Source organism: Methyloversatilis discipulorum, from assembly GCF_000527135.1.
Lineage (GTDB): Bacteria > Pseudomonadota > Gammaproteobacteria > Burkholderiales > Rhodocyclaceae > Methyloversatilis > Methyloversatilis discipulorum.
This window is the reverse complement of the sequence record NZ_AZUP01000001.1, coordinates 3,039,936-3,060,803: the sequence shown is the minus strand read 5'-3', so window position 1 is coordinate 3,060,803 and position 20,868 is coordinate 3,039,936. Positions and strand designations below refer to the sequence as shown.

The 20,868-nt window shown below is 70.1% G+C and carries 25 protein-coding genes; all 25 read left to right on the top strand.

What is annotated here, in order from left to right; genetic code table 11:
- The first annotated feature begins 77 nt into the window (after positions 1-77).
- The 25 genes from METFAM1_RS0114265 to METFAM1_RS0114145 all read left to right on the top strand — a co-directional run bounded on the left by METFAM1_RS0114265 (position 78) and on the right by METFAM1_RS0114145 (position 20,866).
- Positions 78-623: a HupE/UreJ family protein gene (locus METFAM1_RS0114265; protein ID WP_232419879.1), complete on the top strand. Its 546-nt coding sequence runs from the start codon at positions 78-80 to the stop codon at positions 621-623.
- 25 nt (positions 624-648) lie between these two features.
- Entirely contained in the window at positions 649-1,377 is a 729-nt protein-coding gene (gene cybH / locus METFAM1_RS0114260; protein WP_019916027.1) for a Ni/Fe-hydrogenase, b-type cytochrome subunit, read from the top strand.
- A 4-nt stretch (positions 1,378-1,381) separates the two neighbouring features.
- Positions 1,382-1,807: a HigA family addiction module antitoxin gene (locus METFAM1_RS0114255; protein ID WP_019916025.1), complete on the top strand. Its 426-nt coding sequence runs from the start codon at positions 1,382-1,384 to the stop codon at positions 1,805-1,807.
- A 24-nt stretch (positions 1,808-1,831) separates the two neighbouring features.
- A complete protein-coding gene (locus METFAM1_RS0114250) occupies positions 1,832-2,506 on the top strand; it encodes a HyaD/HybD family hydrogenase maturation endopeptidase (protein WP_019916024.1) in 675 nt (224 codons plus the stop codon).
- A 3-nt stretch (positions 2,507-2,509) separates the two neighbouring features.
- Positions 2,510-2,875 carry a HypC/HybG/HupF family hydrogenase formation chaperone gene (locus METFAM1_RS20215; RefSeq protein ID WP_024300714.1) on the top strand — a complete coding sequence of 122 codons (366 nt, stop codon included), beginning with the start codon at positions 2,510-2,512 and terminating at the stop codon, positions 2,873-2,875.
- On the top strand, positions 2,872-3,366 hold the full coding sequence (locus METFAM1_RS0114240; RefSeq protein WP_019916022.1) for a thioredoxin domain-containing protein: 495 nt from the start codon (positions 2,872-2,874) through the stop codon (positions 3,364-3,366). Before METFAM1_RS20215 ends, METFAM1_RS0114240 begins: the two co-directional genes overlap by 4 nt.
- A gap of 14 nt (positions 3,367-3,380) precedes the next feature.
- The gene (locus tag METFAM1_RS0114235; RefSeq protein ID WP_019916019.1) at positions 3,381-4,256 is read left to right on the top strand and encodes a hydrogenase expression/formation protein; all 876 of its coding nucleotides are present in this window, start codon (positions 3,381-3,383) and stop codon (positions 4,254-4,256) included.
- Between the two features lie 2 nt (positions 4,257-4,258).
- Complete coding sequence (locus METFAM1_RS21060; protein ID WP_019916018.1) at positions 4,259-4,480, top strand: rubredoxin; 222 nt, start codon at positions 4,259-4,261, stop codon at positions 4,478-4,480.
- 28 nt (positions 4,481-4,508) lie between these two features.
- Positions 4,509-5,012: a [NiFe]-hydrogenase assembly chaperone HybE gene (gene hybE, locus METFAM1_RS0114225; RefSeq protein ID WP_019916017.1), complete on the top strand. Its 504-nt coding sequence runs from the start codon at positions 4,509-4,511 to the stop codon at positions 5,010-5,012.
- Positions 5,009-6,088: a hypothetical protein gene (locus tag METFAM1_RS0114220; protein ID WP_019916016.1), complete on the top strand. Its 1,080-nt coding sequence runs from the start codon at positions 5,009-5,011 to the stop codon at positions 6,086-6,088. Before hybE ends, METFAM1_RS0114220 begins: the two co-directional genes overlap by 4 nt.
- Positions 6,081-6,425 carry a hydrogenase maturation nickel metallochaperone HypA gene (gene hypA / locus METFAM1_RS0114215; protein WP_019916015.1) on the top strand — a complete coding sequence of 115 codons (345 nt, stop codon included), beginning with the start codon at positions 6,081-6,083 and terminating at the stop codon, positions 6,423-6,425. Before METFAM1_RS0114220 ends, hypA begins: the two co-directional genes overlap by 8 nt.
- Before the next feature lie 189 nt (positions 6,426-6,614).
- Positions 6,615-7,577, top strand: coding sequence for a hydrogenase nickel incorporation protein HypB (hypB, locus tag METFAM1_RS0114210; RefSeq protein ID WP_024300713.1), 963 nt, complete (start codon positions 6,615-6,617; stop codon positions 7,575-7,577).
- Complete coding sequence (locus METFAM1_RS0114205) at positions 7,574-8,713, top strand: Kae1-like domain-containing protein (RefSeq protein ID WP_019916013.1); 1,140 nt, start codon at positions 7,574-7,576, stop codon at positions 8,711-8,713. Before hypB ends, METFAM1_RS0114205 begins: the two co-directional genes overlap by 4 nt.
- A complete protein-coding gene (locus tag METFAM1_RS0114200) occupies positions 8,704-8,946 on the top strand; it encodes a HypC/HybG/HupF family hydrogenase formation chaperone (RefSeq protein WP_019916012.1) in 243 nt (80 codons plus the stop codon). Before METFAM1_RS0114205 ends, METFAM1_RS0114200 begins: the two co-directional genes overlap by 10 nt.
- Positions 8,943-10,085 carry a hydrogenase formation protein HypD gene (hypD, locus tag METFAM1_RS0114195; RefSeq protein WP_019916011.1) on the top strand — a complete coding sequence of 381 codons (1,143 nt, stop codon included), beginning with the start codon at positions 8,943-8,945 and terminating at the stop codon, positions 10,083-10,085. The genes METFAM1_RS0114200 and hypD overlap by 4 nt, the downstream gene beginning before the upstream one ends.
- Positions 10,082-11,158 carry a hydrogenase expression/formation protein HypE gene (gene hypE, locus METFAM1_RS0114190; RefSeq protein ID WP_019916010.1) on the top strand — a complete coding sequence of 359 codons (1,077 nt, stop codon included), beginning with the start codon at positions 10,082-10,084 and terminating at the stop codon, positions 11,156-11,158. Before hypD ends, hypE begins: the two co-directional genes overlap by 4 nt.
- Positions 11,159-11,164: 6 nt before the next feature.
- Positions 11,165-11,626 carry a hypothetical protein gene (locus METFAM1_RS0114185; RefSeq protein WP_019916009.1) on the top strand — a complete coding sequence of 154 codons (462 nt, stop codon included), beginning with the start codon at positions 11,165-11,167 and terminating at the stop codon, positions 11,624-11,626.
- Positions 11,623-13,368, top strand: coding sequence for a hydrogenase maturation protein (locus tag METFAM1_RS0114180; protein ID WP_019916007.1), 1,746 nt, complete (start codon positions 11,623-11,625; stop codon positions 13,366-13,368). Before METFAM1_RS0114185 ends, METFAM1_RS0114180 begins: the two co-directional genes overlap by 4 nt.
- Positions 13,365-14,813, top strand: coding sequence for a sigma-54-dependent transcriptional regulator (locus METFAM1_RS0114175; RefSeq protein ID WP_019916005.1), 1,449 nt, complete (start codon positions 13,365-13,367; stop codon positions 14,811-14,813). Before METFAM1_RS0114180 ends, METFAM1_RS0114175 begins: the two co-directional genes overlap by 4 nt.
- On the top strand, positions 14,813-16,630 hold the full coding sequence (locus tag METFAM1_RS0114170) for an NAD(P)H-dependent oxidoreductase subunit E (RefSeq protein WP_019916004.1): 1,818 nt from the start codon (positions 14,813-14,815) through the stop codon (positions 16,628-16,630). Before METFAM1_RS0114175 ends, METFAM1_RS0114170 begins: the two co-directional genes overlap by 1 nt.
- Complete coding sequence (locus METFAM1_RS0114165; protein ID WP_019916003.1) at positions 16,627-17,319, top strand: 2Fe-2S iron-sulfur cluster-binding protein; 693 nt, start codon at positions 16,627-16,629, stop codon at positions 17,317-17,319. Before METFAM1_RS0114170 ends, METFAM1_RS0114165 begins: the two co-directional genes overlap by 4 nt.
- A complete protein-coding gene (locus tag METFAM1_RS0114160) occupies positions 17,316-17,858 on the top strand; it encodes an NADH-quinone oxidoreductase subunit B family protein (protein ID WP_019916002.1) in 543 nt (180 codons plus the stop codon). Before METFAM1_RS0114165 ends, METFAM1_RS0114160 begins: the two co-directional genes overlap by 4 nt.
- A gap of 4 nt (positions 17,859-17,862) precedes the next feature.
- Positions 17,863-19,383 carry a Ni/Fe hydrogenase subunit alpha gene (locus tag METFAM1_RS0114155; protein WP_019916001.1) on the top strand — a complete coding sequence of 507 codons (1,521 nt, stop codon included), beginning with the start codon at positions 17,863-17,865 and terminating at the stop codon, positions 19,381-19,383.
- On the top strand, positions 19,380-19,874 hold the full coding sequence (locus METFAM1_RS0114150; RefSeq protein WP_019916000.1) for a hydrogenase maturation protease: 495 nt from the start codon (positions 19,380-19,382) through the stop codon (positions 19,872-19,874). The genes METFAM1_RS0114155 and METFAM1_RS0114150 overlap by 4 nt, the downstream gene beginning before the upstream one ends.
- Positions 19,871-20,866, top strand: a complete 996-nt coding sequence (locus METFAM1_RS0114145) for an NADH-quinone oxidoreductase subunit B family protein (RefSeq protein WP_019915999.1) — start codon at positions 19,871-19,873, stop codon at positions 20,864-20,866. Before METFAM1_RS0114150 ends, METFAM1_RS0114145 begins: the two co-directional genes overlap by 4 nt.
- Positions 20,867-20,868 lie beyond the last annotated feature (2 nt).

The following is a 20,868-nucleotide window of genomic DNA, read 5'->3' as shown; positions in this document are numbered from 1 at the left end:
CGCACCACGACAACAACACATCCGGAGGAAACACTGTGAATACGAAAATGCTCCGTCGCGGCGCTGCCGTGGCTTTGATGCTGGCAGCCGGTGCGGCCCAGGCGCATGAAGGTCACGGCGCACACGGTCTGGCGGCGGGTCTGGCGCATCCCTTTGCCGGTGTCGATCACCTGCTGGCGATGATTGCGGTCGGCGTGTGGTCGGCGGCGGCCCTGCCGGCCGCGCATCGCCTGGCCGGCCCGGCCTTCTTCCTGCTCGCATTGCTGGCCGGTGCCCTGATCGGCGTGCAGACCGGTGCCGGCGCTTTCGTCGAAGCCGGTGTCGCACTGAGCGTCGCGCTGTTCGGCGTGCTGCTGCTGGCACGTCGTCAGCTGCCCGCAGTCGCCGGCTTCGCGCTGCTTGCGGCCGCCGGTGCGCTGCACGGCGTGGCGCATGGCGCCGAGTGGGCGGCAGGCAGTTCCTTCGCTGCCTACGCTGCGGGCTTCATGTTCGGTTCGGCCCTGCTGCACGCGGTCGGTCTGGTCGCCGGCAGCTGGCTGGCGCGCGTGCCGGCCTGGGTCTGGCGCGTGCAGGCGGCAGGTGTCGGCGCCGCCGGCCTGTTCATGTTCGCGTCGCGCATCTGAAGCACCCAACCGCGGGAGACGACAGATGTCCGCAACTACTGAAAAGCTGTCCCACGCCACCGGTATTGACGAGGGGGCGGTTGCCCACGGCCGCTCGATCAAGTCGGTCTACGTGTATGAAGCCCCGGTGCGCATCTGGCACTGGATCAACGCGCTGGCGATCACGGTGCTCGCGCTGACCGGCTACTTCATCGGCTCGCCGCTGCCGACGCAGCCGGGTGAAGCCAGCGCCAACTTCCTGATGGGCTACATCCGCTTCGCCCACTTCGCCGCCGGCTACGTGCTGGCGGTGGGGCTGCTCGGCCGTACCTACTGGGCCATCGTCGGCAACCACCACGCACGCGAGCTGTACTGGGTGCCGCTGCTGACCAAGGCCTACTGGGTCGAAGTGCTCGGCATGCTGAAGTGGTACGCCTTCATGAGCCCGCGTCCGGGCCGCTACGTGGGTCACAACCCGCTGGCGCGCTTCGCGATGTTCTTCGGCTACCTGGTGCTCACCGTGTTCATGATCTGCACCGGCTTCGCGCTGTACGGCGAAGGCGCGCAGATGGGCTCGTGGCAGGAGCGGCTGTTCGGCTGGGTGATTCCGCTGATGGGCCAGTCGCAGGACGTGCATACCTGGCACCACCTCGGCATGTGGGCGCTCATCGTGTTCATCATCCTGCATGTCTATGCGGCCATCCGCGAAGACATCATGGGCCGCTCCAGCGTGGTGAGCACGATGATTTCCGGCCACCGCACCTTCAAGGACTGACGCCATGTCCGCCGCCACCTCGCTCGCAGCACGCGCCGCAGCGGCGGACATGCCCACCGCCTCCTCAAGCGAAAGCAGGCTCGTTGTGCACCCCTTGCGTCCCGGACTGTCACCGCTGCAACGCGTACCCGCCGGCATCCCGGTGCGTGCGCCGTGGCATCCGGGACGATTTCTTTCGCGCAATTTCCTCGAACCGCTCGGCATGTCGCAGAGCGAAGCTGCTCGCGCGCTCGGCATGTCGCGCCGCCGTCTGCACGAGATCGTGCACGGCCAGCGCGCGATGACGCCCGACACCGCCATCCGCTGCGCACTGCTGTTCGGCACCGACGCCGCCTTCTGGCTGGCGCTGCAGTCCGCCTGGGACAGCTTCCACGCCTGGAAGGCGCTGCGCGCCGCTCCTCACGCCACGCTTCCGCGCGGCGCTCACTGATTTTTTCCGAAGGAAGGTCCGACCATGAACCCGAATCCGTCCGGATGCAGCTGTCACCCACTCCGTGACAGCATCGTCGTGCTCGGCATCGGCAATGTGCTGTGGGCCGACGAAGGCTTCGGCGTGCGCTGCGTCGAAGCGCTGCAGCAGCGCGTCGAGTTCGACGACGGCGCCGCTGACGCCCCGGAAGTGCAGCTGATCGACGGCGGCACCCAGGGCCTCTATCTGGTGCAGCACGTGCAGGCGGCCGACTGCCTGCTCATCTTCGACGCCATCGACTACGGCCTCGAGCCGGGCACGCTCAAGTGCATCGCCAACGACGACGTGCCGCGCTTCATGGGCGCGAAGAAAATGAGCCTGCACCAGACCGGTTTCCAGGAGGTGCTGATGCTGGCTCAGCTGACCGGTCAGTACCCGCGCGAAGTGCTGCTGATCGGCTGCCAGCCGGAAGAGCTGGAGGACTACGGCGGCAGCCTGCGCCCCTCGGTGCGCCGGGCGATGGACGAAGCGCTGGCGCTCGGGCTGGACACGCTGCGTCGCTGGGGCGCCCGGCCGGTGCCGCGCACCACGCCGCTGACCGAGCGCGAGTGCATCACCTTCGCCGAGCTCGAACTGACGCGCTACGAAGGCGAGCGCCCGCCGGAAGACGTCGCCTGCCGCAGCGGCGATGCCCGCTTCTTTCCGTCGCTGGAGGGCTGAGCCGTGTGCCTGGGCATTCCAATGCAGGTGATGGCGGTCGAGGCCGGGCACGCGCAGTGCGTCGGCCGTCTCGGCCTGCGCCGCGTGCGTACCGCGCTGGTCGGTGACGTGGCGATCGGCGAATGGCTGCTGGTGTTTCTCGACAGCGCGCAGGAACGCATTGCGGTCGAGCGTGCGCGCGAAGTCGACGCCACGCTGGACCTGATCGAAGCCGTCATGCAGGGCGAAGGTGGCGACGGCGCTGCCGCCTTCGCACTGCCGTCGGCGATGAGCAGCGAACAACTGCGGGCGCTGTCCGGCGCCCGCCCGGAAGTGCAGGACAACTCGCACGACAACTCGCACGACACCACGCAGGGAGAAATCGCATGAGCATCGAAGCCGCATCATCCGAAGCGCTCGTCACACTGCCGGTCGCCGCGCCGGCAGCGGTGTCGCCGCTGATCGACCGCCTGGTCAGCGCGCACGGCGCGACCTGGCTCACCGCCGACAACGTCGCCGACTGGGCGGCCGCCGGCGGCGACCGCGTCATCCTGCTGGCCGGCGACCCGGTGCGCTTCCCGGAAGCGCTCGACGTCGCGGTGGTGCTGCCCGAACTGCGCCAGCACTTCGCGCAGCGCTTCGCCGTCGGCGTCGCCGTCCGCGAACACGAGGACGCCATTGCCAAACGCTACGGCTCGATCCGCTGGCCGGCGCTGGTGTTCGTGCGCGACGGCCAGTACGTCACCGTGCTGTCCGGCATGCTCGACTGGGACGTCTATGTCGAGCGCGTCGCCGAAGCGCTGGCGATGGCCGCGTCGCGTGCGCCCACCATCGGTATCCCGGTGCGCAATGGCAGCGCATCCGATTCTTCCTGTCACTGAGCGGAGTACAGCACGTGAAAGAATTTCCCGCATTCCCGATTCCGGTCGCCGTCATCGGCCCGGGCACCCAGGTCGAGGACGAAACGCTGCAGTACATCAACATGCCGCAGGGCATGGAAACCTTTCGTCCGCCCATCCTGCCGGAGCCGGAAGAGCTGGTCGGCCACGAACAGGCGCATCTGGCGCTGCGCGACGTGCTGGCCTGTCTCGATGCCACCCGCAACGACGGCCGCAACCGTAGCATCGACCTGACCCGGCTGCCGCCCGAGGACCTGAAGCTGATCAACCAGGTCATGGGCGAGGGCGAAGTGAGCGCGCAGGTGCGCACCGAAGGCGACGCCGCGCACCACGTGGCGGTGCAGGAGTCCGTGTTCGCCGGCGTCTGGCGCGTCATCGTCAGTGACGACGGGCGGGTGGTGTCCGACACGATGGAGGTCGGCGCGATACCGCAAGTGCTGCGCACCTCGGCCGCCGACGACCTGTGGTTCACCGTGCCGCGCTGGCAGGGCGCGCTGCCGCCCAATGTGCAGAACGCGCCGGCGCTGCTGGCCGAGATCGAGGACCAGTGGCGCGGCTGGAAGCCGGGCAAGCCGGCGCACGTCGTGAATCTGACCCTGCTGCCGATGTCGAACGAGGACATCGGCTTCATGGACCACCACCTCGGCACCGGCCGCGTGCTCATCCTGTCGCGCGGCTACGGCAACTGCCGCATCACCAACACGCGCGTGCCCAATACCTGGCGCGTCGTCTATTACAACTCGCAGGACGTGGTCATCCTGAACACGGTCGAAGTGACGGCGCTGCCGGAGGTCGCGATGGCGGCGAAGGAAGACCTGGAGGATTCGTTCGAGCGCCTGACCGAGGTGCTGGCCTGGGTGGAAGGCAACTGATCATGCCGGCGAACGCGCGCTTCGAAGGCAGCTATCTCGGCGATGCCGGCAAGTTGCCGGACAATGCGAAGCTCGAATGCAAGATCTGCTGGTGGGTGTACGACCCGCAGCAGGGCGACCCGGTGTGGCAGATCGCGCCGGGCACCGCGTTCGCCGACCTGCCGCCGCACTGGCGCTGCCCGCAGTGCGACGGCGATGCCGACCAGTTCATGGTGATCGACTGAGGTCGATCGCCTCACGAGACCAGCAGACATGACCGACCCGATGCTCGCCTACCGCCTCAGCGCCCTCGAAGCGCTGTTCCGTCAGATCGCCGACACCCGCATGGCCGGGCTGCCGATCATGAACGCGGCGCTGCGCGTCGAGCTGGTCGGTTTCGAGCTGTGCGCATCGGAACCCGATCTGCCGGCGGCCGCGAGCGGCGTGCTGGTGACGCCGTGGTTCATGAATCTGTTGCGCCTGCCGCTGGCGCGCGAGGACGACTTGGGGCGCGTCGGCGTCACGCGCCGGCTGGCACTCGGGCGCGAACGCTTCGATTTCATCGGCGCGCACGAAGCGGCCATCGGCACCTTCGATGCCTGTTCGCTGTTTTCGCCGATGTTTGATTTCGCGTCGCAGGACACCGCCGTCGCCACCGCGCAGGCGGTGCTGGCGCGACTGCGCGAACCGCTGCCCGAGGTGGCGAAGGATGTGGCCGAACAGCCGGAACGCCCGGCCCGCCGTGGCTTCCTGTTCGGGCGGAGCCGCACGCCATGATGTCGCTCGACGCACTGGCCGGTGTGCTGCGCGTGCATCCGGGTGCGCCGCGCCCGGCCGCGTTGAGCGGCCAGCGTCCGGACTGGGCGGCGCGTCTCGCCACTGGTCGCCCGGCCGCGTCGCTGCCCGATCTGCTCGGCGCCGTGTTCAGCCTGTGCAGCCACGCGCACCGGCTGTGCGCCCGCGCCGCGGTCGACGCCGCGCAGGGCCGCGATGCGCCGCTGCCGGACACCTTGCGCGGCGAAACGCTGCGCGAGCATCTGCGTCGCATCCTGCTCGACTGGCCGGCGCTGCTGACCGCCGAGCCGTCGGCCGATGCCGCGCGCGCGCTGGCCGCCTGTCCGGTGCTGCGCGACGACGCGTGCACCGACAACATGGCGGGCTGGATGGAGTGCCACCTGCTCGGCGTCGAACCGGCACACTGGCTGGCCGCCTTCGAGCGCGCGCCGCAGCAGGCCTTTGCCGACTGGCGCGACGCGGGCCAGACCTGGCTCGCCCGCGGGCTGCGCGACAGCGCCGCACTGACCGATGCACCGATCGCCGCGGCGCCGGCGCTGCACGTGCATGCCAGCGAAACGGCACTGCGCGAACTGGCCACCGCGATGACGCAGGACCCGGCCTTCACCCGTCGCCCGCGCATCGACGGGGCCTGTGCCGAAACCGGCTGCTGGACGCGGCTGGCCGATTCCGCGCCGGAGCGCTCGGCGTCCGATCGCTTCGCCGCGCGGCTGGCCGAACTGGTGCGTCTCGCGCTGCCGGGCGGCGAAGGCCACCTGCGCAGCGGCCGCGTCGCGCTCGGGCCGGGCGAAGGTCTGGCCTGGGCGGAAATGGCGCGCGGCCTGCTCGTGCATCACGTGCAGCTGGACGGCCAGGGTGACCACGCTCGCGTCGCCGCCTGCCACGTGCTGGCGCCGACCGAATGGAATTTCGATGCGGAAGGTGCGGTGGCGGCCGCGCTCGAAAGGCTGGACCCGACGGCGCCCGATTGCGCGCGCCGTGTCGCGCTGTTGATGGCGGCTTACGACCCCTGCGTGCGCTACGAGGTGGTCGGCATCGGGGAGGTGGCGCATGCATGAAGCCAGTCTGGCCGGCGGCATCCTGCAACTGGTCGAACGCACCGCCGAACGCGAGCGTTTCGCCCGCGTCACGCATCTGCGGCTGGAGGCGGGTCAGCTGGCCGGCGTCGAGTCGCGCGCGCTGCGCTTCGCGCTCGAAGCCATCGCCCCCGGCACGCTGCTCGACGGCGCGCGCATCGATATCGACGAACCACCGGGCGAAGCCTGGTGCATGGACTGCAGTCTCACCGTGCAGATCGCGCAGCGCGGCGACGCCTGCGCGCATTGCGGTGGTTACAGGCTGCAGCCGACCGGCGGCACCGAACTGAAGGTGATCGACATGCAGGTAGAGGATTGAGAGCCGGTCTGGATTCTGTAGGAGCGGTCTTCTGACCGCGACCGGGCGGTTGATCATGAGCCAACTGCCGCTCCGTCGCCGCAGTCGCGGTCAGAAGACCGCTCCTACAACAAGGTTGGCGCGCGGGCGATCGCGCGGAGCAGGATTGCATGACCCGGCTCAGACCGGGCAAGGACTGAGGAGACCGATATGTGCGTAGTGTGTGGATGTGCCGGTGACGGCAGCCAGGTGACGATGGAGGGGCATGGGCACGCCCATCCGCCCAGCCCCTATTCACCCGCGGCGCGCCGGGTGAAGCCCGGTGCGCCGGCGATCCGCCGGACGGACGCGGTACAGGCCGAGGCCTCGCACGTCGCGGTCGACCCGACCAGCGGCGACCTGCATTTCGGCGCCGGCGCGGCGAAGGTATCGGTGCCCGGCATGAGTCAGGCGCGCGCGATACGGCTCGAAACGGACATCCTCGGCGAGAACGACCGCGTGGCCGCGCAGAACCGCGCGCACTTCGCCGCGCACGGCGTGACCGCGCTGAATTTCGTGTCCAGCCCCGGCTCCGGCAAGACCACGCTGCTGTGCGCCACCATCGAGGCACTGAAGACGCGGGCGCCCGGACTGCCGGTGGCGGTGATCGAGGGCGACCAGCAGACCTCTTTCGACGCCGACCGCATCCGTGCCACCGGCGCGCCGGCGCTGCAGGTGAATACCGGCAAGGGCTGTCACCTCGACGCACCGATGGTGGCCGAAGCCTTCGCCCGCCTGCACCGGCACGATCACGAACGCAGCCTGCTGTTCATCGAGAACGTCGGCAACCTCGTCTGCCCGGCTATGTGGGATCTGGGCGAAGCGGCCAAGGTGGCCATCCTGTCGGTGACCGAGGGCGAGGACAAGCCGCTCAAGTACCCGGACATGTTCGCCGCCAGCACGCTGATGCTGTTGAACAAGATCGACCTGCTGCCCTACCTGAACTTCGACGTCGAGCGCTGCATCGACTTCGCGCGGCGCGTCAATCCGGCCATCGAGGTGATCCGCGTGTCGGCCACCACCGGCGAAGGCATGGGCGACTGGCTGACCTGGATCGAAGCGCGACTGAAGGCCGACGCCGTGGCCGGTCTGAGTGCCGGCATCGACGACGTCGTGCGGAGCACCGCGTCATGAGCCCCCGGCTCCCCACCGTGCTGGCGGCCGGCGCCTGGCTGAAGAACGCCGCCTGCCTGTTCGAGGACGGTCGCGCGGTCTGGTCGCCGATGCACGGCGACCTCGGCGACCCGGCCGCCTGCGTCGCGCTGGAACAGTCGCTCGACCAGCTGCGCGCGCAGTCCTGTACGCCGATCGAAGCGATCGCGCATGACCTGCACCCCGATTTCTACAGCACGCAGCTGGCGGTCGCGCTGGCCGACCGACTGCGCGTGCCGGCCGTCGGCGTGCAGCATCACCACGCGCACATCGCCGCCGTGATGGCCGAGCACGGCCTGACCGAACCGGTGGTCGGGCTGGCGCTGGACGGCGTCGGCCTCGGCACCGACGGCGTGGCCTGGGGCGGCGAACTGCTGTGGGTGGCGCCCGGCGACTGGCGCCGGCTCGGCCACCTGTGGCCGCTGCGACTGGCCGGCGGCGACGTCGCCGCGCGCGAGCCCTGGCGCATGGCCGCCGCGGCGATGCAGACGCTGGGTCGCGGCGCTGACATCGAAGCGCGTTACACCGCGGCGGTCGGCGCCCAGGCCGCACGCACCGTCGCCCGCATGCTGGACAGCGGCCTGAACAGCCCGCCCACCACCAGCACCGGCCGCTGGTTCGACGCCGCGGCCGGCGCGCTCGGTTTGAGCGTGCGCCAGTCGCACGAGGCCGAAGCCGCCATCGCGCTCGAATCGGCCGCCAAGCGCTGGTTTGCCGCGCACGGCGAGCCGACGCTGGACAGCGTCGTCGAGGTCGCCGGCGACAGCATGCTCGACCTGCGTCCGCTGCTCGCCCGCCTGCTCGACTGGCCGGACGGCAATGCCGACGAAGCCGCCGCCTGGTTTCATGTGGCGCTGGCCGACGGCCTCGCGCAGTGGGCGATCGCCGCCGCGCAGGCCACCCAGGTCGATACCGTCTGCCTCGGCGGCGGCTGTTTCATGAATGCGCTGCTGACGCGCCGCGTCACACTGCGGCTGCAGAGCCGCGGCCTGCGCGTACTGCGGCCGCAGGCCACTTCCTGTGGCGATGCCGGTCTGGCCCTCGGCCAGGCCTGGGCGGTCGCGCAGCAGATCCATCTCGCACCCGGCGTGCTCACGGAGTCCCTGTCATGTGTCTAGCCATCCCCGCCAAGCTGGTCGAACTGCGCGAGGACGAACGCGCGGTGGTGAACCTCGGCGGCATCCGCAAGGAAGTGTCGATCGAACTGGTGCCCGAGGCGCAGGTCGGCGACTACGTCATCGTCCATGTCGGTCACGCCATCGGCATGATCGACCCGGAAGAAGCCGAGCGCACGCTGGCACTGTTCGGCGAAATGTCGGCGGCGATGGCCGCGACGGAGTCGGCGTCATGAAGTACATCGACGAGTTCAGGGATGGTGATGTCGCCCGCAAGATCGCCGACCGTCTGGCCACTGAAGCGCGTGGCGACCGTCAGTACAGCTTCATGGAGTTCTGCGGTGGCCACACGCACGCCATCTCGCGCTACGGCGTGAGCGAACTGCTGCCCACGAATGTGCGCATGATCCACGGCCCCGGCTGTCCGGTCTGCGTGCTGCCGATCGGCCGCGTCGACATGGCGATCAAGCTGGCACTCGAACACGACGTGATCGTCTGCACCTACGGCGACACCATGCGCGTGCCGGCCTCCGACAGCCTGTCGCTGACGAAAGCGAAGGCGCGTGGCGGCGACATCCGCATGGTGTATTCGGCGGCCGACGCGCTCACCGTCGCCCGCGACAACCCGGAGCGTCAGGTGGTGTTCTTCGCCATCGGCTTCGAAACGACGACGCCGCCGACCGCGCTCGCCATCCTGCGCGCGCAGCGCGAGGGGCTGAAGAATTTCAGCGTGCTGTGCTGCCATGTGCTGACGCCGTCCGCCATCACCCACATCCTGGAATCGCCGGAAGTGCGCCAGTACGGCACGGTGCCGATCGACGGCTTCATCGGCCCGGCGCACGTGAGCATCGTCATCGGCGCCGCGCCCTACGAGCATTTCGCCGAGGAATACCGCAAGCCGGTCGTGATCGCCGGCTTCGAGCCGCTGGACGTGATGCAGGCCATCCTGATGCTGGTGCGTCAGGTGAACGACGGCCGCGCCCACGTCGAAAACGAATTCACCCGCGCGGTCGACCGTGACGGCAACCTCGCCGCGCAGCAGAAGGTGTCCGAGGTGTTCGAGCTGCGGCCCAGCTTCGAATGGCGCGGTCTGGGCGAAGTGCCGTACAGCGCGCTGAAGATACGGCCGGCCTTCGCCGAGTTCGACGCCGAGCGCCGCTTCGACGTCGGCTACAAGCCGGTGGCCGACAACAAGGCCTGCGAGTGCGGCGCCATCCTGCGCGGCGTCAAGAAGCCGACCGACTGCAAGATTTTCGGCACCGTGTGCACGCCGGAAAACCCGATCGGTTCCTGCATGGTGTCGAGCGAAGGCGCCTGTGCGGCGCATTACGCGTATGGAAGATTCAAGGACATTCCGGTGAAGGTGAGCGCATGAACGCGAGAGACGACAGCAAGGGCGGCACCGTGCGCGCCGGCTATGTCCGGCCGCTGGACATCCGCAACGGCCGCATCGACATGGGCCACGGCGCCGGCGGTCGTGCCGCGTCGCAGCTGATCGAGGAAATCTTCCTCGCCGCCTTCGACAACCCCTTCCTGCGCCAGGGCAACGACGGCGCATCGCTGGCCATTCCGCAGGGTAGCCGCCTGGTGATGGCGACCGACGCGCACGTCATTTCGCCGCTGTTCTTTCCCGGCGGCGACATCGGTGCGCTCAGCGTGCACGGCACGGTGAACGACGTGGCGATGATGGGCGCCACGCCGCTCTGGTTGTCGGCCAGCTTCATCCTCGAAGAGGGCTTTCCGCTGGCCGACCTGAAGCGCATCGTGCAGTCGATGGCCGCCGCCGCGCGCGAAGCCGGCGTCGCGGTGGTGACCGGCGACACCAAGGTGGTGGAGCAGGGCAAGGGCGACGGCGTGTTCATCAGCACGACCGGGGTCGGCGTGGTGCCGCACGGCATCGACGTATCGGGCGCGAACGCGCGGCCGGGCGACGTCATCCTGCTGTCGGGCACGGTGGGCGACCACGGCGTGGCGGTGCTGTCGCAGCGCGAATCGCTGGAGTTCGAAACGACCATCGTGTCGGACACCGCGGCGCTGAACGGTCTGGTCGCCGACATGCTGGCGGTGTGTCCGGCCATCCGCACGCTGCGCGATCCGACGCGCGGCGGTGTGGCCACCACGCTGAACGAGATCGCCCGCCAGTCCGGCGTCGGCATGCTGCTCGACGAAGCGGCGATCCCGGTCAAGCGGGAAGTCGATGCGGCCTGTGAACTGCTCGGGCTGGACCCGCTCTACGTCGCCAACGAGGGCAAGCTGCTGGCCATCGTGCCGCCGGAGCACGCCGACGCGGTACTCGCCGCAATGCGCGCGCATTCGCACGGCGCCGACGCGGCACGCATCGGTGTCGTGCAGGAGGACGCGCACCACTTCGTGCAGATGAACACCCGCTTCGGCGGCCGGCGCGTGGTCGACTGGCTGAGCGGAGAGCAGCTGCCGCGCATCTGCTGAACCCCGATGAGCGCCGACCGCGTCTATGCCAAGACCGACCAGGGCCGCGCCGAACTGCTGTCGCGCACCGGCACGCTGCGCGGCCGGCTGCGCGCGGCGCTCATCGTCGTCAATGGCCAGGCACCGCTGTCGGCGCTGCAGGAGGTGATCGGCGACGGCGCAGCCGATCTACTCGAAGAACTGCGCACGCTGGGCCATGTCGAGGCGGTCGAACCGGCAGCGCTTCCGGCCGCCAACGACAGAACAACGCCGGCCGACGCGCTGCTCGAAATGCGCCGCGCCGACGCGATGCACAGGCTGGCACCGCACTTCGGCCCCGACGTCGCGCTGGTCGCACGTCCGATGCTGGCGGCCGAAGACGCGACCGCCTTCAACCGCGCGCTCGACGCGATCGAGAGCAAGCTCGCGCTCTACATGGGCCGCCGCGACGCCGCGCGCACGCTGGGCGGACTGAGGCTGCCGACATGACGGCGCCACTGCGCATCCTGCTGCTGTGCCACAGCTTCAACAGCCTGAGCCAGCGCCTGTACGCCGAACTGACGGCGCTCGGCCACACGCTGTCGGTCGAGCTGGACATCGCCGACGCGGTGACCGGAGAGGCGGTCGCGCTGTTCCAGCCTGACCTCGTGCTGGCGCCCTTCTTGAAGCGGCGCATCCCCGAGTCGGTGTGGCGCACCGTGCCCTGCTTCGTCGTGCACCCGGGCCCGCCGGGCGATCGCGGTCCAGCCGCGCTCGACTGGGCCATCGTCGAGGGGCAGCGCGAATGGGGCGTCACCGTGCTGCAGGCGGACGGCGATTTCGACGCCGGCCCGATATGGGGGGCCGCCACCTTCCCGCTGCGTGCGGCGTCCAAGGGCGCGATCTACCGGCGCGAGGTGACCGAGGCGGCGGTGGCGGCCACGCTGCAGGCGCTGGCCCGCTTTACTGCCGGCGACGCGCCGCAGAGAAGTGTGCCCGCCGCCGACGGCTGGCGTGGCGTGCTGCCGCAGGCGCGTCGCGCCATCGACTGGTCGCGCGACGACAGCGCAACGGTGCTGGCGAAGATACGCGCGTCCGACGGCCAGCCGGGCGTGGTCGATGCGCTGTTCGGCCAGCCCTGCCGGCTGTTCGACGCGCACCCCGCGACGCTGGAGGCGCTGGCCGGTTTCGGTGGCGCGCCGGGCGACGTATTGGCGCAGCGCGACGGCGCGCTGCTGCGGCGGACCGTCGATGGTGGCGTCTGGATAGGCCGCGTGTCGGTCGCGCTCGGCGACGCCGCGTCGCCGATCAAGCTGCCGGCGACGCAGGCCTTTGCGGCGGAGGCAGCGACGCTGCCCGAGCGCGCGGTGCCGCTCGCGCGGGCAGCCGACGAGTGGGGCGAGCTGCGCTACGCCGAACACGGCGAGCACGGTGCCCGCGTCGGCGTGCTGAGTTTCGACTTCTGCAATGGCGCGATGTCCACCGCGCAGTGCCAGCGCCTGCGCGACGCGCTGGTCGAGGTGAAGCGGCGCGACACGCAGGTCCTGCTGATAGCCGGCGGCGACGGCTTCTTCAGCAATGGCATCGACCTCAACTGCATCGAGGCGGCGGCGCACCGCGACGGCGACAGCGCGGCCGACGAATCGTGGCGCAACATCAACGCGATGAACGACGTCGCGCTGGAAATCATCACGACGACCGACCGCCTCACCGTGTCGCTGCTGCGCGGTAACGCCGGTGCCGGCGGCGCCTTCCTCGCGCTGGCGGCGGACGAGGTGTGGGCGCAGCGCGGCGTCATGCTGAACCCGCACTACAAGAATATGGGCAATCTGTACGGCTCCGAGTACTGGACCTACCTCGCGCCGCGCCGGCTCGGCGCCGACGGCGCGCGTGCGCTGATGCAGAGCCGGCTGCCGCTGTCCGCACCCGAGGCATTGCGCATCGGCTTCGTCGACCGCTGCCTCGACGTGCCGGCCGGCGATGCCCTCGATGCGGCGGTGCAGGAAGCCCGGCTGCTGGCCGCGTCGTACAATCTGCGCGATCGCGTCATGCGCAAGCAGACCGAGCGCGCGGCCCACGAAGCCGAACGACCGCTCGCCGATTACCGCAAGGAAGAACTGTCCCGCATGCACCGCAATTTCTACGGCTTCGATCCCAGCTACCACGTCGCGCGCCACCACTTCGTGCACAAGCTTCCGCATGCCTGGACGCCGCGCCACCTGGCCGTGCACCGTGAGGTGGCTGCGCGATGAACGCGAGCCTGCGCGTGCCCACCGTGCTGGTGGTCGATGACGAGGTCCGCTCGCAGGACGCGATGCGCCGCACGCTGGAAGAGGACTTCACCGTACTCACCGCCAGCGGCGCCGACGACGCGCGCCAGCAGCTGGAGCGGCACGAGGTGAATGTCATCCTGTGCGACCAGCGCATGCCCGGCCTGACCGGCGTGCTGTTCCTGAAGGAGGTGCGCGAGCGCTGGCCCGACGTCGTGCGCATCGTCATTTCCGGCTACACCGATTCGGAAGACATCATCGCCGGCATCAACGACGCCGGCATCTACCAGTACATCCTGAAGCCCTGGGTGCCCGACCACCTGCTGGCCACCGTGCGCAATGCCGCCGAGGCGCAGACGCTGCAGCAGGAAACCGCCCGCCTCGACCTCGAACTGCGCACCGCCACACCCGTGCTGCGCCAGCGCGCCGCGCACAAGCTGGAGCGCGCGCGTCGCACCTTCGGCTTCGATCGCATAGAGCGCTCGACCGGCAGCCCGCTCGATTCGGTGTGCGAAATGGCCGCGCGTGTCGCCCGCTACGACCTGTCGGTGCTGGTGCTCGGCGAATCCGGCACCGGCAAGGAGTTGCTGGCGCGCGCCATCCACTACGCCAGTCCGCGCGCCAATGGCGCCTTCGTCGTCGAGAACTGCGCGGCGATACCGGAAACCCTGCTCGAATCCGAACTGTTCGGCCACAAGCGCGGTGCCTTCACCGGCGCCTACGAGGACCACATCGGCCTCTTCCAGCGCGCCGACGGCGGCACCGTATTCCTCGACGAGATCGGCGAAACCTCGCCCGCCTTCCAGGTGCGCCTGCTGCGTGTGCTGCAGGAAGGCGAGGTGCGCCCGGTCGGCGGCACGCGCGCGGTACCGGTGGACGTGCGCGTCATCGCCGCCACCCACCGCGACCTCGAACAGCGGGTGCGCGAAGGGCTGTTCCGCGAGGATCTGTATTACCGCATCGCCGGCGCCACCTTCACCGTACCGCCGCTGCGCGAGCGCGTCGGCGACATCGAGCCGATCGCCCGCCGCGTGGTCGACGAGGTGGGCATCGAACTGGGCCGCCCCGGCGCCTCGCTGACCGACGAGGCGATGGCGTGTCTGATGGGCTATCCGTGGCCCGGCAACATCCGCGAACTGCGCAACGAACTGGCGCGCGCACTGGCGCTGAGCGACAGCGAACGGATCGAGGCGCAGTCGCTGTCGCTGCGCGTGCTGCACGGTCAGGCCGGCCTCACCGCCACCGCCAGCGCCACCCCGTTGCCGGCGAGCGGCACGCTGGCCGAGCGGCTGGACGCGATCGAAGCCATGGTGCTGCGCGAAACCCTGCTCCGCCACCGCTGGAACAAGACGCGCGCCGCCAAGGAACTGGGTCTGTCCCGGGTCGGTCTGCGTGGAAAGATGGTGCGCTTCGGGCTGGAGGGGTGATGGTCGATGCTGCGACAGTCGCGGGTGGGGTCGATGCGGTGCTCGGCCGCTGGCAGCGCGATCCGCACGCGCTGGTGCAGATCCTGCGCGAAACGCAGGCGCTCACCCACTGGCTGCCGCGCCCGCTGCTCGCCCACATCGCCGCCGCACTCGGTCTGACGCTGGCCCACGTCGAAGGCGTGGCCGGCTTCTACCGCTTCTTTCACACCCGTCCGGTCGGCCGCACGCGAGTGCTGTTCTCCGACAACATCACCGACCGCATGCTGGGCAGCGAAACGCTGCTGGCGCAGCTGTGCGCACGCCTCGGCGTCGCACCGGGCGAGGTCGACGCGCAGGGCCGCTTCAGTGTCGACCGCTGTTCCTGTACCGGACTGTGCGATCAGGGGCCGGCGCTGCTGGTCAATCACCACCCGGTCGTCACGCGACTGGACGCAGCGCGCGTCGATGCGCTCGCCGATCTGCTGCTCGCCGACACGCCGGTGGAACAGTGGCCGGCGGCGTGGTTCGACGTGATCGACGGTGTGCAGCGCGCCGACGTGCTGCTGAGCGGCCTGGCCGCCGACACGCCCGCCTTGCCGGCGGTGCTCGCGCAGTCGCCGCAGGCCCTGCTCGACGAGGTGGCGACATCCGGCCTGCGCGGCCGCGGCGGCGCGGGCTTCCCGACCGCGCGCAAGTGGCAGGCCTGTCGCGACGCGGCAGGCGACCTGCGCGTCGTCGTCTGTAACGCCGACGAGGGCGAGCCCGGCACCTTCAAGGACCGCGTGCTGCTGGCGAGTCACGCCGACGCCGTGTTCGACGGCATGACGGTGGCGGCGCGCGCGGTCGGCGCGCAGCAGGGCTTTCTGTATCTGCGTGGCGAATACCGTTTCCTGCTGCCGCAGCTCGAACAGGTGCTCGCGCGCCGCCGCGCGCAGGGCCTGCTCGGCCGTGACGTGGGCGGCGTCGCCGGCTTCGGTTTCGACATCGCCATCCATCTGGGCGCCGGCGCCTATGTCTGCGGCGAGGAATCGGCGCTGATCGAATCGCTCGAGGGCAAGCGCGGCACGCCGCGCATCCGCCCGCCCTTTCCGGTGCAGGCTGGCTACCTCGGCCGACCGACCGTGGTGAACAACGTCGAAACCTTCTGCGCGGTCGCCCACATCGCCCGCCGCGGCGGCGCCTGGTGGGCCGGCATCGGCACCACGCAATCGACCGGCACCAAGATCCACTCGGTGTCCGGCGACTGCGCGCGACCCGGCCTGTACGAATATCCGCTGGGCACGCCCATCGCGCAGATCCTGGCCGATTGCGGCGCGCGCGACGTGCAGGCGGTGCAGGTCGGCGGGCCGTCCGGCGCCTGCGTGCCGGCGTCGGAAGCGGGCCGCGCCATCGCCTTCGAGGACGTGCCGAGCGCCGGCGCCTTCATGGTGTTCGACCGCACGCGCGACCTGTTCGAGGTGGCGCGCCACTTCGCCCGCTTCTTCGCGCACGAGAGCTGCGGCCTGTGCACGCCCTGTCGCGTCGGCACCGAACTGGTGGTGCGTCGGCTGGACAAGCTGGCGCACGCGCGCGGCGCCGGCAGCGCGTCCGCCTTCGACATCGACCGCCTGCACGATCTCGATACGGTGCTGCACAGCGGCACCCACTGCGGCCTCGGCGCCTCGGCCTGCAATCCGCTGCGCGACACGATGCGTCATTTCGGCGCCGCCTACGCGCAGCGCGCGACCGCGCCGCAGTTCCAGCCGGATGTCGACCTCGACGCCGAACTGTCGTCGGCGCGCCGCGCCACCGGCCGCAGCGACGCCGGCGCGCATCTGCACACGGACACGCCGGCATGAGCGCTGTCGATCCGACCTTCGACCTCGACGGCCAGCCGGTCGCGCTGCAGCCGGGCGACACGATACTGAGCGCCGCCGCGCGCGCCGGGCTGGACATTCCGCACCTGTGCTGGAGCGAAGAGGTGTCCGGCAGCGCGTCGTGCCGGCTGTGCACCGTGCTGGCCGAAGGCCGCCCGGTGGCCGCCTGCGTGACGCCGGCGGTGGCCGGCCAGAAGGTCGAGTGCCGCACGCCGTCGCTGGCTACGCAGCGGCTGCGGCTCTTGCAGATGCTGTTCGTCGAGGGCAATCACTTCTGCCCCGGCTGCGAAAAGAGCGGCAACTGCCTGCTGCAGGTTCAGGCTGAACGCGCCGGCATGACCGACCTGAACTTCGAGGTGCTGAACCCGGAGCGTCCGGTCGATGCCAGCCACCCGGACGTGCTGTTCGAACCGAACCGCTGCATCCTGTGCCAGCTCTGCGTGCGCGCCAGCGACGAGATCGACGGCAAGCGGGTGTTCGCCATCGGCGGCCACGGCATCGCCACCCGGCTGCTGATCGACAGCCCGAGCGGCCGCCTCGGCGACAGCGCGCTGTCGGTGGACGACCGCGCCGCCCACATCTGCCCGGTCGGCGCACTGCTGCCCAAGCGGGTCGGCTTCGCGGTGCCGATCGGCCAGCGCCGCTTCGACACAGAGGACACGCGCGGATGAACGCGAGCTCCCCGTCGCCGCGCAAGCTGCGCGTCGCCACCGTGTCGCTGGCGGGCTGTTTCGGCTGCCACATGTCGCTGCTCGACATCGACGAGCGGCTGTTCGATCTGGTCGAGCGGGTCGACTTCGACCGCTCGCCGCTGACCGACATCAAGACCGTCGGCGAGCACGACCGATGCGACATCGGCCTGGTCGAAGGCGGCCTGTGCAACGCCGAGAACGTCGAGGTGCTGCGTGCCTTCCGCGCCCGCTGCACCGTGCTGGTGGCGGTCGGCGCCTGCGCCATCACCGGCGGCCTGCCGGCGCTGCGCAATCATCTGGACGTCGGCGACATCATGCAGTCGGTGTATGGTCGGGTGCCTGACGACCCGGAACTTCCGCTGCCGCTGAACCGCGTGCTGCCGATACACGAGGTGGTGCGCATCGACCACGCGCTGCCCGGCTGCCCGCCGCCGGCCGACGCCTTCTGGCAACTGCTGCAGGACCTGATGGCCGGCCGCACGCCGGTGCCAGCGCCCGGTCTGATCCGCTACGACTGAAGCCATGGATACGCGCCCGCTCGAAACCGCTGCAGACTCCAAAGGATTGCGTCGCATCGCGATCGACCCGCTGTCGCGCGTCGAGGGCCACGGCAAGGTGACGCTGCTGCTCGACGACGACAATCGCGTGCGCCAGGCGCGGCTGCACATCGTCGAATTCCGCGGCTTCGAGAAATTCATCGAAGGCCGGCCCTACTGGGAAGTGCCGGTCATGGTGCAGCGGCTGTGCGGCATCTGCCCGGTGTCGCACCATCTGGCCGCGTCGAAGGCGTTCGACCGCGTGGTCGGCGGCTGGCCGGTGCCGCCAGCGGCCGACCGCATCCGCCGGCTCATGCACTACGGCCAGATCGTGCAGAGTCACGCGCTGCACTTCTTCCACCTCGCCTCGCCCGACCTGCTGTTCGGCTTCGACGCCGAGGTCGACCGCCGCAACATCGTCGGCGTGGCCGCCGCCTTCCCGGACGCCGCGCGTCAGGGCGTCATGCTGCGCAAGTTCGGGCAGGAGGTGATCCGCATCACCTCGGGCAAGCGCATTCACGGCACCGGCGCTATACCCGGCGGCATGAACCGCGCGGTCGATCCGGCCGAACGCGACGCGCTGCGCGCCGAACTGCCGCAGGTGCTGGCCTGGGCGCAGGACGCGGTGACGCTGGCCCGCCGCCTGCACGAAAGCCTGCCGGCGCGCTACGCCGACTTCGCCGACACGCCGGCGGCCATGATGTCGCTGGTCGGCCGCGACGGCGCGATGGAGCTGTACGACGGCGTGCTGCGCTTGCGCGAGGCCGACGGCCGCATCGCCATCGACGGCTTCGACGACCAGCGCTACCGCGAACTGATCGCTGAAGCGGTCAAGCCCTGGACCTATATGAAGTTTCCCTACCGCCGCGACCTCGGCGTCGATGACGGCTGGTACCGCGTCGGCCCGCTGGCGCGCGTGCAGAACTGCGATTTCATCCCGACCCCGCGCGCCGAAGAGGCGCGCCAGGCCTTCGTCGCCGCGCACGGCGGCCGGCCGGTGCACGCGGTGCTGGCCACCCACTGGGCGCGCATGATCGAACTGCTGCACGGTGTCGAGACAGTCGCCGCGCTGCTCGACGACCCACTGATCACCGGCGGTCCGCTGCAGGCCGAGGGCACGCGCCAGCACTCGGGCGTCGGCATCATCGAAGCGCCGCGCGGCACGCTGATCCACGAATACGAAGTCGGCGACGACGATCTGGTCACGCGCTGCAATCTGATCGTGTCGACCACGCACAACAATCAGGCGATGAACGAGGCCGTGCGCGCGGTGGCGCTGCGCTACCTCGACGGCGAAACGATTACCGAAGGTCTGCTCAACCACATCGAAGTGGCGGTGCGCGCCTACGATCCCTGCCTGTCCTGCGCCACGCACGCGCTCGGCCAGATGCCGCTGGCGGTGAGCCTGCGCGCCGCCGACGGCCGCGTGCTCGACCACGTACTGCGCAGCTCGACCGGCGAACTGCTGCGCGACGGCCCGACGCACGACGCCGAGGCGGCGCAATGACGGCGCCGCTGCTGGTGCTGGGCTGGGGCAACCCGAGCCGCGGCGACGACGCGCTGGGCCCGATGCTCGTCGATGCGCTGGCGGCGTATGCGGGGCGCGCCCTGCCCGCCGGCAGCGTGGACTGCCTCAGCGACTACCAACTGCAGATCGAGCACGCGCTCGATCTGGTCGGCCGCGAACGCGTGCTCTTCGTCGACGCCGCGCGCGGGCTGGATGCCGCCTGTCAGATGCGCAGGGTCGAGCCGCAACGCGAGCGCCGGATCACCAGCCACGCGCTGTCGCCGGAAGCGCTGCTGCAGGTATTCGTCGATCTGCAGCAGCGCGAACCGCCGCGCTGTGATGTACTGGCCATCCGCGGCCGCCGCTGGGAACTGGGCGAGCAGCCGGATGCGCAGGCCGTGGCCGATCTCGAACAGGCGCTCGTCCGGGCGCGCGAATGGCTGCACGACGCCGTCGCTCGCGGCGCGCACACCGAAGGAGTAAATGCATGAACATGCTCTGGTTGCAGTCCGGCGGCTGCGGCGGCTGCAGCATGTCGCTGCTGTGCGCCGACACCGACGATTTCCACGGTCAGCTGCGCGACGCCGGCATAGCTCTGCTGTGGCATCCGTCGCTGTCGCTGGACAGCGGCACTGAGGTGACCGCGCTGCTCGGCCGCATTCTCGACGGCGATCTGCCGCTGGACGCGCTGTGCGTCGAAGGTTCGCTGCTGCGCGGGCCGAATGGTACGGGCCGGTTCCACATCATGGCCGGCACCGGTCTGCCGATGATCGAATGGGTGCGCAAGCTCGCCGCGAAGGCGCGCCACGTGATCGCCATCGGCAGCTGCGCCGCCTGGGGCGGCGTCACCGCCGGCGGCGACAACCCGACCGACGCCTGCGGCCTGCAGTACGAGGACGACGTGCGCGGCGGCCTGCTCGGCGGCGACTTCCGTGCTCGTGGCGGCCTGCCGGTGATCAATATCGCCGGCTGTCCGACCCACCCGAGCTGGGTGCTCGACACGCTGATGGCGCTGGCCGCCGACGGCTTCACCGAAGCCGACCTCGACACGCTGGGCCGGCCGCGCTTCTACGCCGACCAGCTGGTGCACCACGGCTGCACGCGCAACGAGTACTACGAATTCAAGGCCAGCGCCGAAAAGCCCTCCGACCTCGGCTGCATGATGGAACACATGGGCTGCAAGGGCACGCAGGCGCACGCCGACTGCAACACCCGGCCGTGGAACGGCGAGGGCTCCTGCACCCGCGGCGGCTACGCCTGCATCAGCTGCACCGAACCCGGCTTCCAGGAACCGGGCCACCCCTTCCACGCCACACCCAAGCTCGCCGGCATCCCGATCGGCCTGCCGACCGACATGCCCAAGGCCTGGTTCGTCGCGCTGGCCTCACTGTCGAAGTCGGCGACGCCCAAGCGGGTGAAGGTGAACGCGGTGTCCGACCACGTGGTGGTGCCGCCGGTGGCGAGACGGACGAGGTTGAAGTGACG

Excerpts from the sequence above, each read along its gene's own strand:
- METFAM1_RS0114265 (WP_232419879.1), top strand. The coding sequence starts at position 78 with ATGCTGGCAGCCGGTGCGGCCCAGGCGCATGAAGGTCACGGCGCACAC.
- cybH (WP_019916027.1), top strand. The coding sequence starts at position 649 with ATGTCCGCAACTACTGAAAAGCTGTCCCACGCCACCGGTATTGACGAG.
- METFAM1_RS0114255 (WP_019916025.1), top strand. The coding sequence starts at position 1,382 with ATGTCCGCCGCCACCTCGCTCGCAGCACGCGCCGCAGCGGCGGACATG.
- METFAM1_RS0114250 (WP_019916024.1), top strand. The coding sequence starts at position 1,832 with ATGAACCCGAATCCGTCCGGATGCAGCTGTCACCCACTCCGTGACAGC.
- METFAM1_RS0114240 (WP_019916022.1), top strand. The coding sequence starts at position 2,872 with ATGAGCATCGAAGCCGCATCATCCGAAGCGCTCGTCACACTGCCGGTC.
- METFAM1_RS21060 (WP_019916018.1), top strand. The coding sequence starts at position 4,259 with ATGCCGGCGAACGCGCGCTTCGAAGGCAGCTATCTCGGCGATGCCGGC.
- hybE (WP_019916017.1), top strand. The coding sequence starts at position 4,509 with ATGACCGACCCGATGCTCGCCTACCGCCTCAGCGCCCTCGAAGCGCTG.
- METFAM1_RS0114220 (WP_019916016.1), top strand. The coding sequence starts at position 5,009 with ATGATGTCGCTCGACGCACTGGCCGGTGTGCTGCGCGTGCATCCGGGT.
- hypA (WP_019916015.1), top strand. The coding sequence starts at position 6,081 with ATGCATGAAGCCAGTCTGGCCGGCGGCATCCTGCAACTGGTCGAACGC.
- hypB (WP_024300713.1), top strand. The coding sequence starts at position 6,615 with ATGTGCGTAGTGTGTGGATGTGCCGGTGACGGCAGCCAGGTGACGATG.
- METFAM1_RS0114205 (WP_019916013.1), top strand. The coding sequence starts at position 7,574 with ATGAGCCCCCGGCTCCCCACCGTGCTGGCGGCCGGCGCCTGGCTGAAG.
- METFAM1_RS0114200 (WP_019916012.1), top strand. The coding sequence starts at position 8,704 with ATGTGTCTAGCCATCCCCGCCAAGCTGGTCGAACTGCGCGAGGACGAA.
- hypD (WP_019916011.1), top strand. The coding sequence starts at position 8,943 with ATGAAGTACATCGACGAGTTCAGGGATGGTGATGTCGCCCGCAAGATC.
- hypE (WP_019916010.1), top strand. The coding sequence starts at position 10,082 with ATGAACGCGAGAGACGACAGCAAGGGCGGCACCGTGCGCGCCGGCTAT.
- METFAM1_RS0114185 (WP_019916009.1), top strand. The coding sequence starts at position 11,165 with ATGAGCGCCGACCGCGTCTATGCCAAGACCGACCAGGGCCGCGCCGAA.
- METFAM1_RS0114180 (WP_019916007.1), top strand. The coding sequence starts at position 11,623 with ATGACGGCGCCACTGCGCATCCTGCTGCTGTGCCACAGCTTCAACAGC.
- METFAM1_RS0114175 (WP_019916005.1), top strand. The coding sequence starts at position 13,365 with ATGAACGCGAGCCTGCGCGTGCCCACCGTGCTGGTGGTCGATGACGAG.
- METFAM1_RS0114170 (WP_019916004.1), top strand. The coding sequence starts at position 14,813 with ATGGTCGATGCTGCGACAGTCGCGGGTGGGGTCGATGCGGTGCTCGGC.
- METFAM1_RS0114165 (WP_019916003.1), top strand. The coding sequence starts at position 16,627 with ATGAGCGCTGTCGATCCGACCTTCGACCTCGACGGCCAGCCGGTCGCG.
- METFAM1_RS0114160 (WP_019916002.1), top strand. The coding sequence starts at position 17,316 with ATGAACGCGAGCTCCCCGTCGCCGCGCAAGCTGCGCGTCGCCACCGTG.
- METFAM1_RS0114155 (WP_019916001.1), top strand. The coding sequence starts at position 17,863 with ATGGATACGCGCCCGCTCGAAACCGCTGCAGACTCCAAAGGATTGCGT.
- METFAM1_RS0114150 (WP_019916000.1), top strand. The coding sequence starts at position 19,380 with ATGACGGCGCCGCTGCTGGTGCTGGGCTGGGGCAACCCGAGCCGCGGC.
- METFAM1_RS0114145 (WP_019915999.1), top strand. The coding sequence starts at position 19,871 with ATGAACATGCTCTGGTTGCAGTCCGGCGGCTGCGGCGGCTGCAGCATG.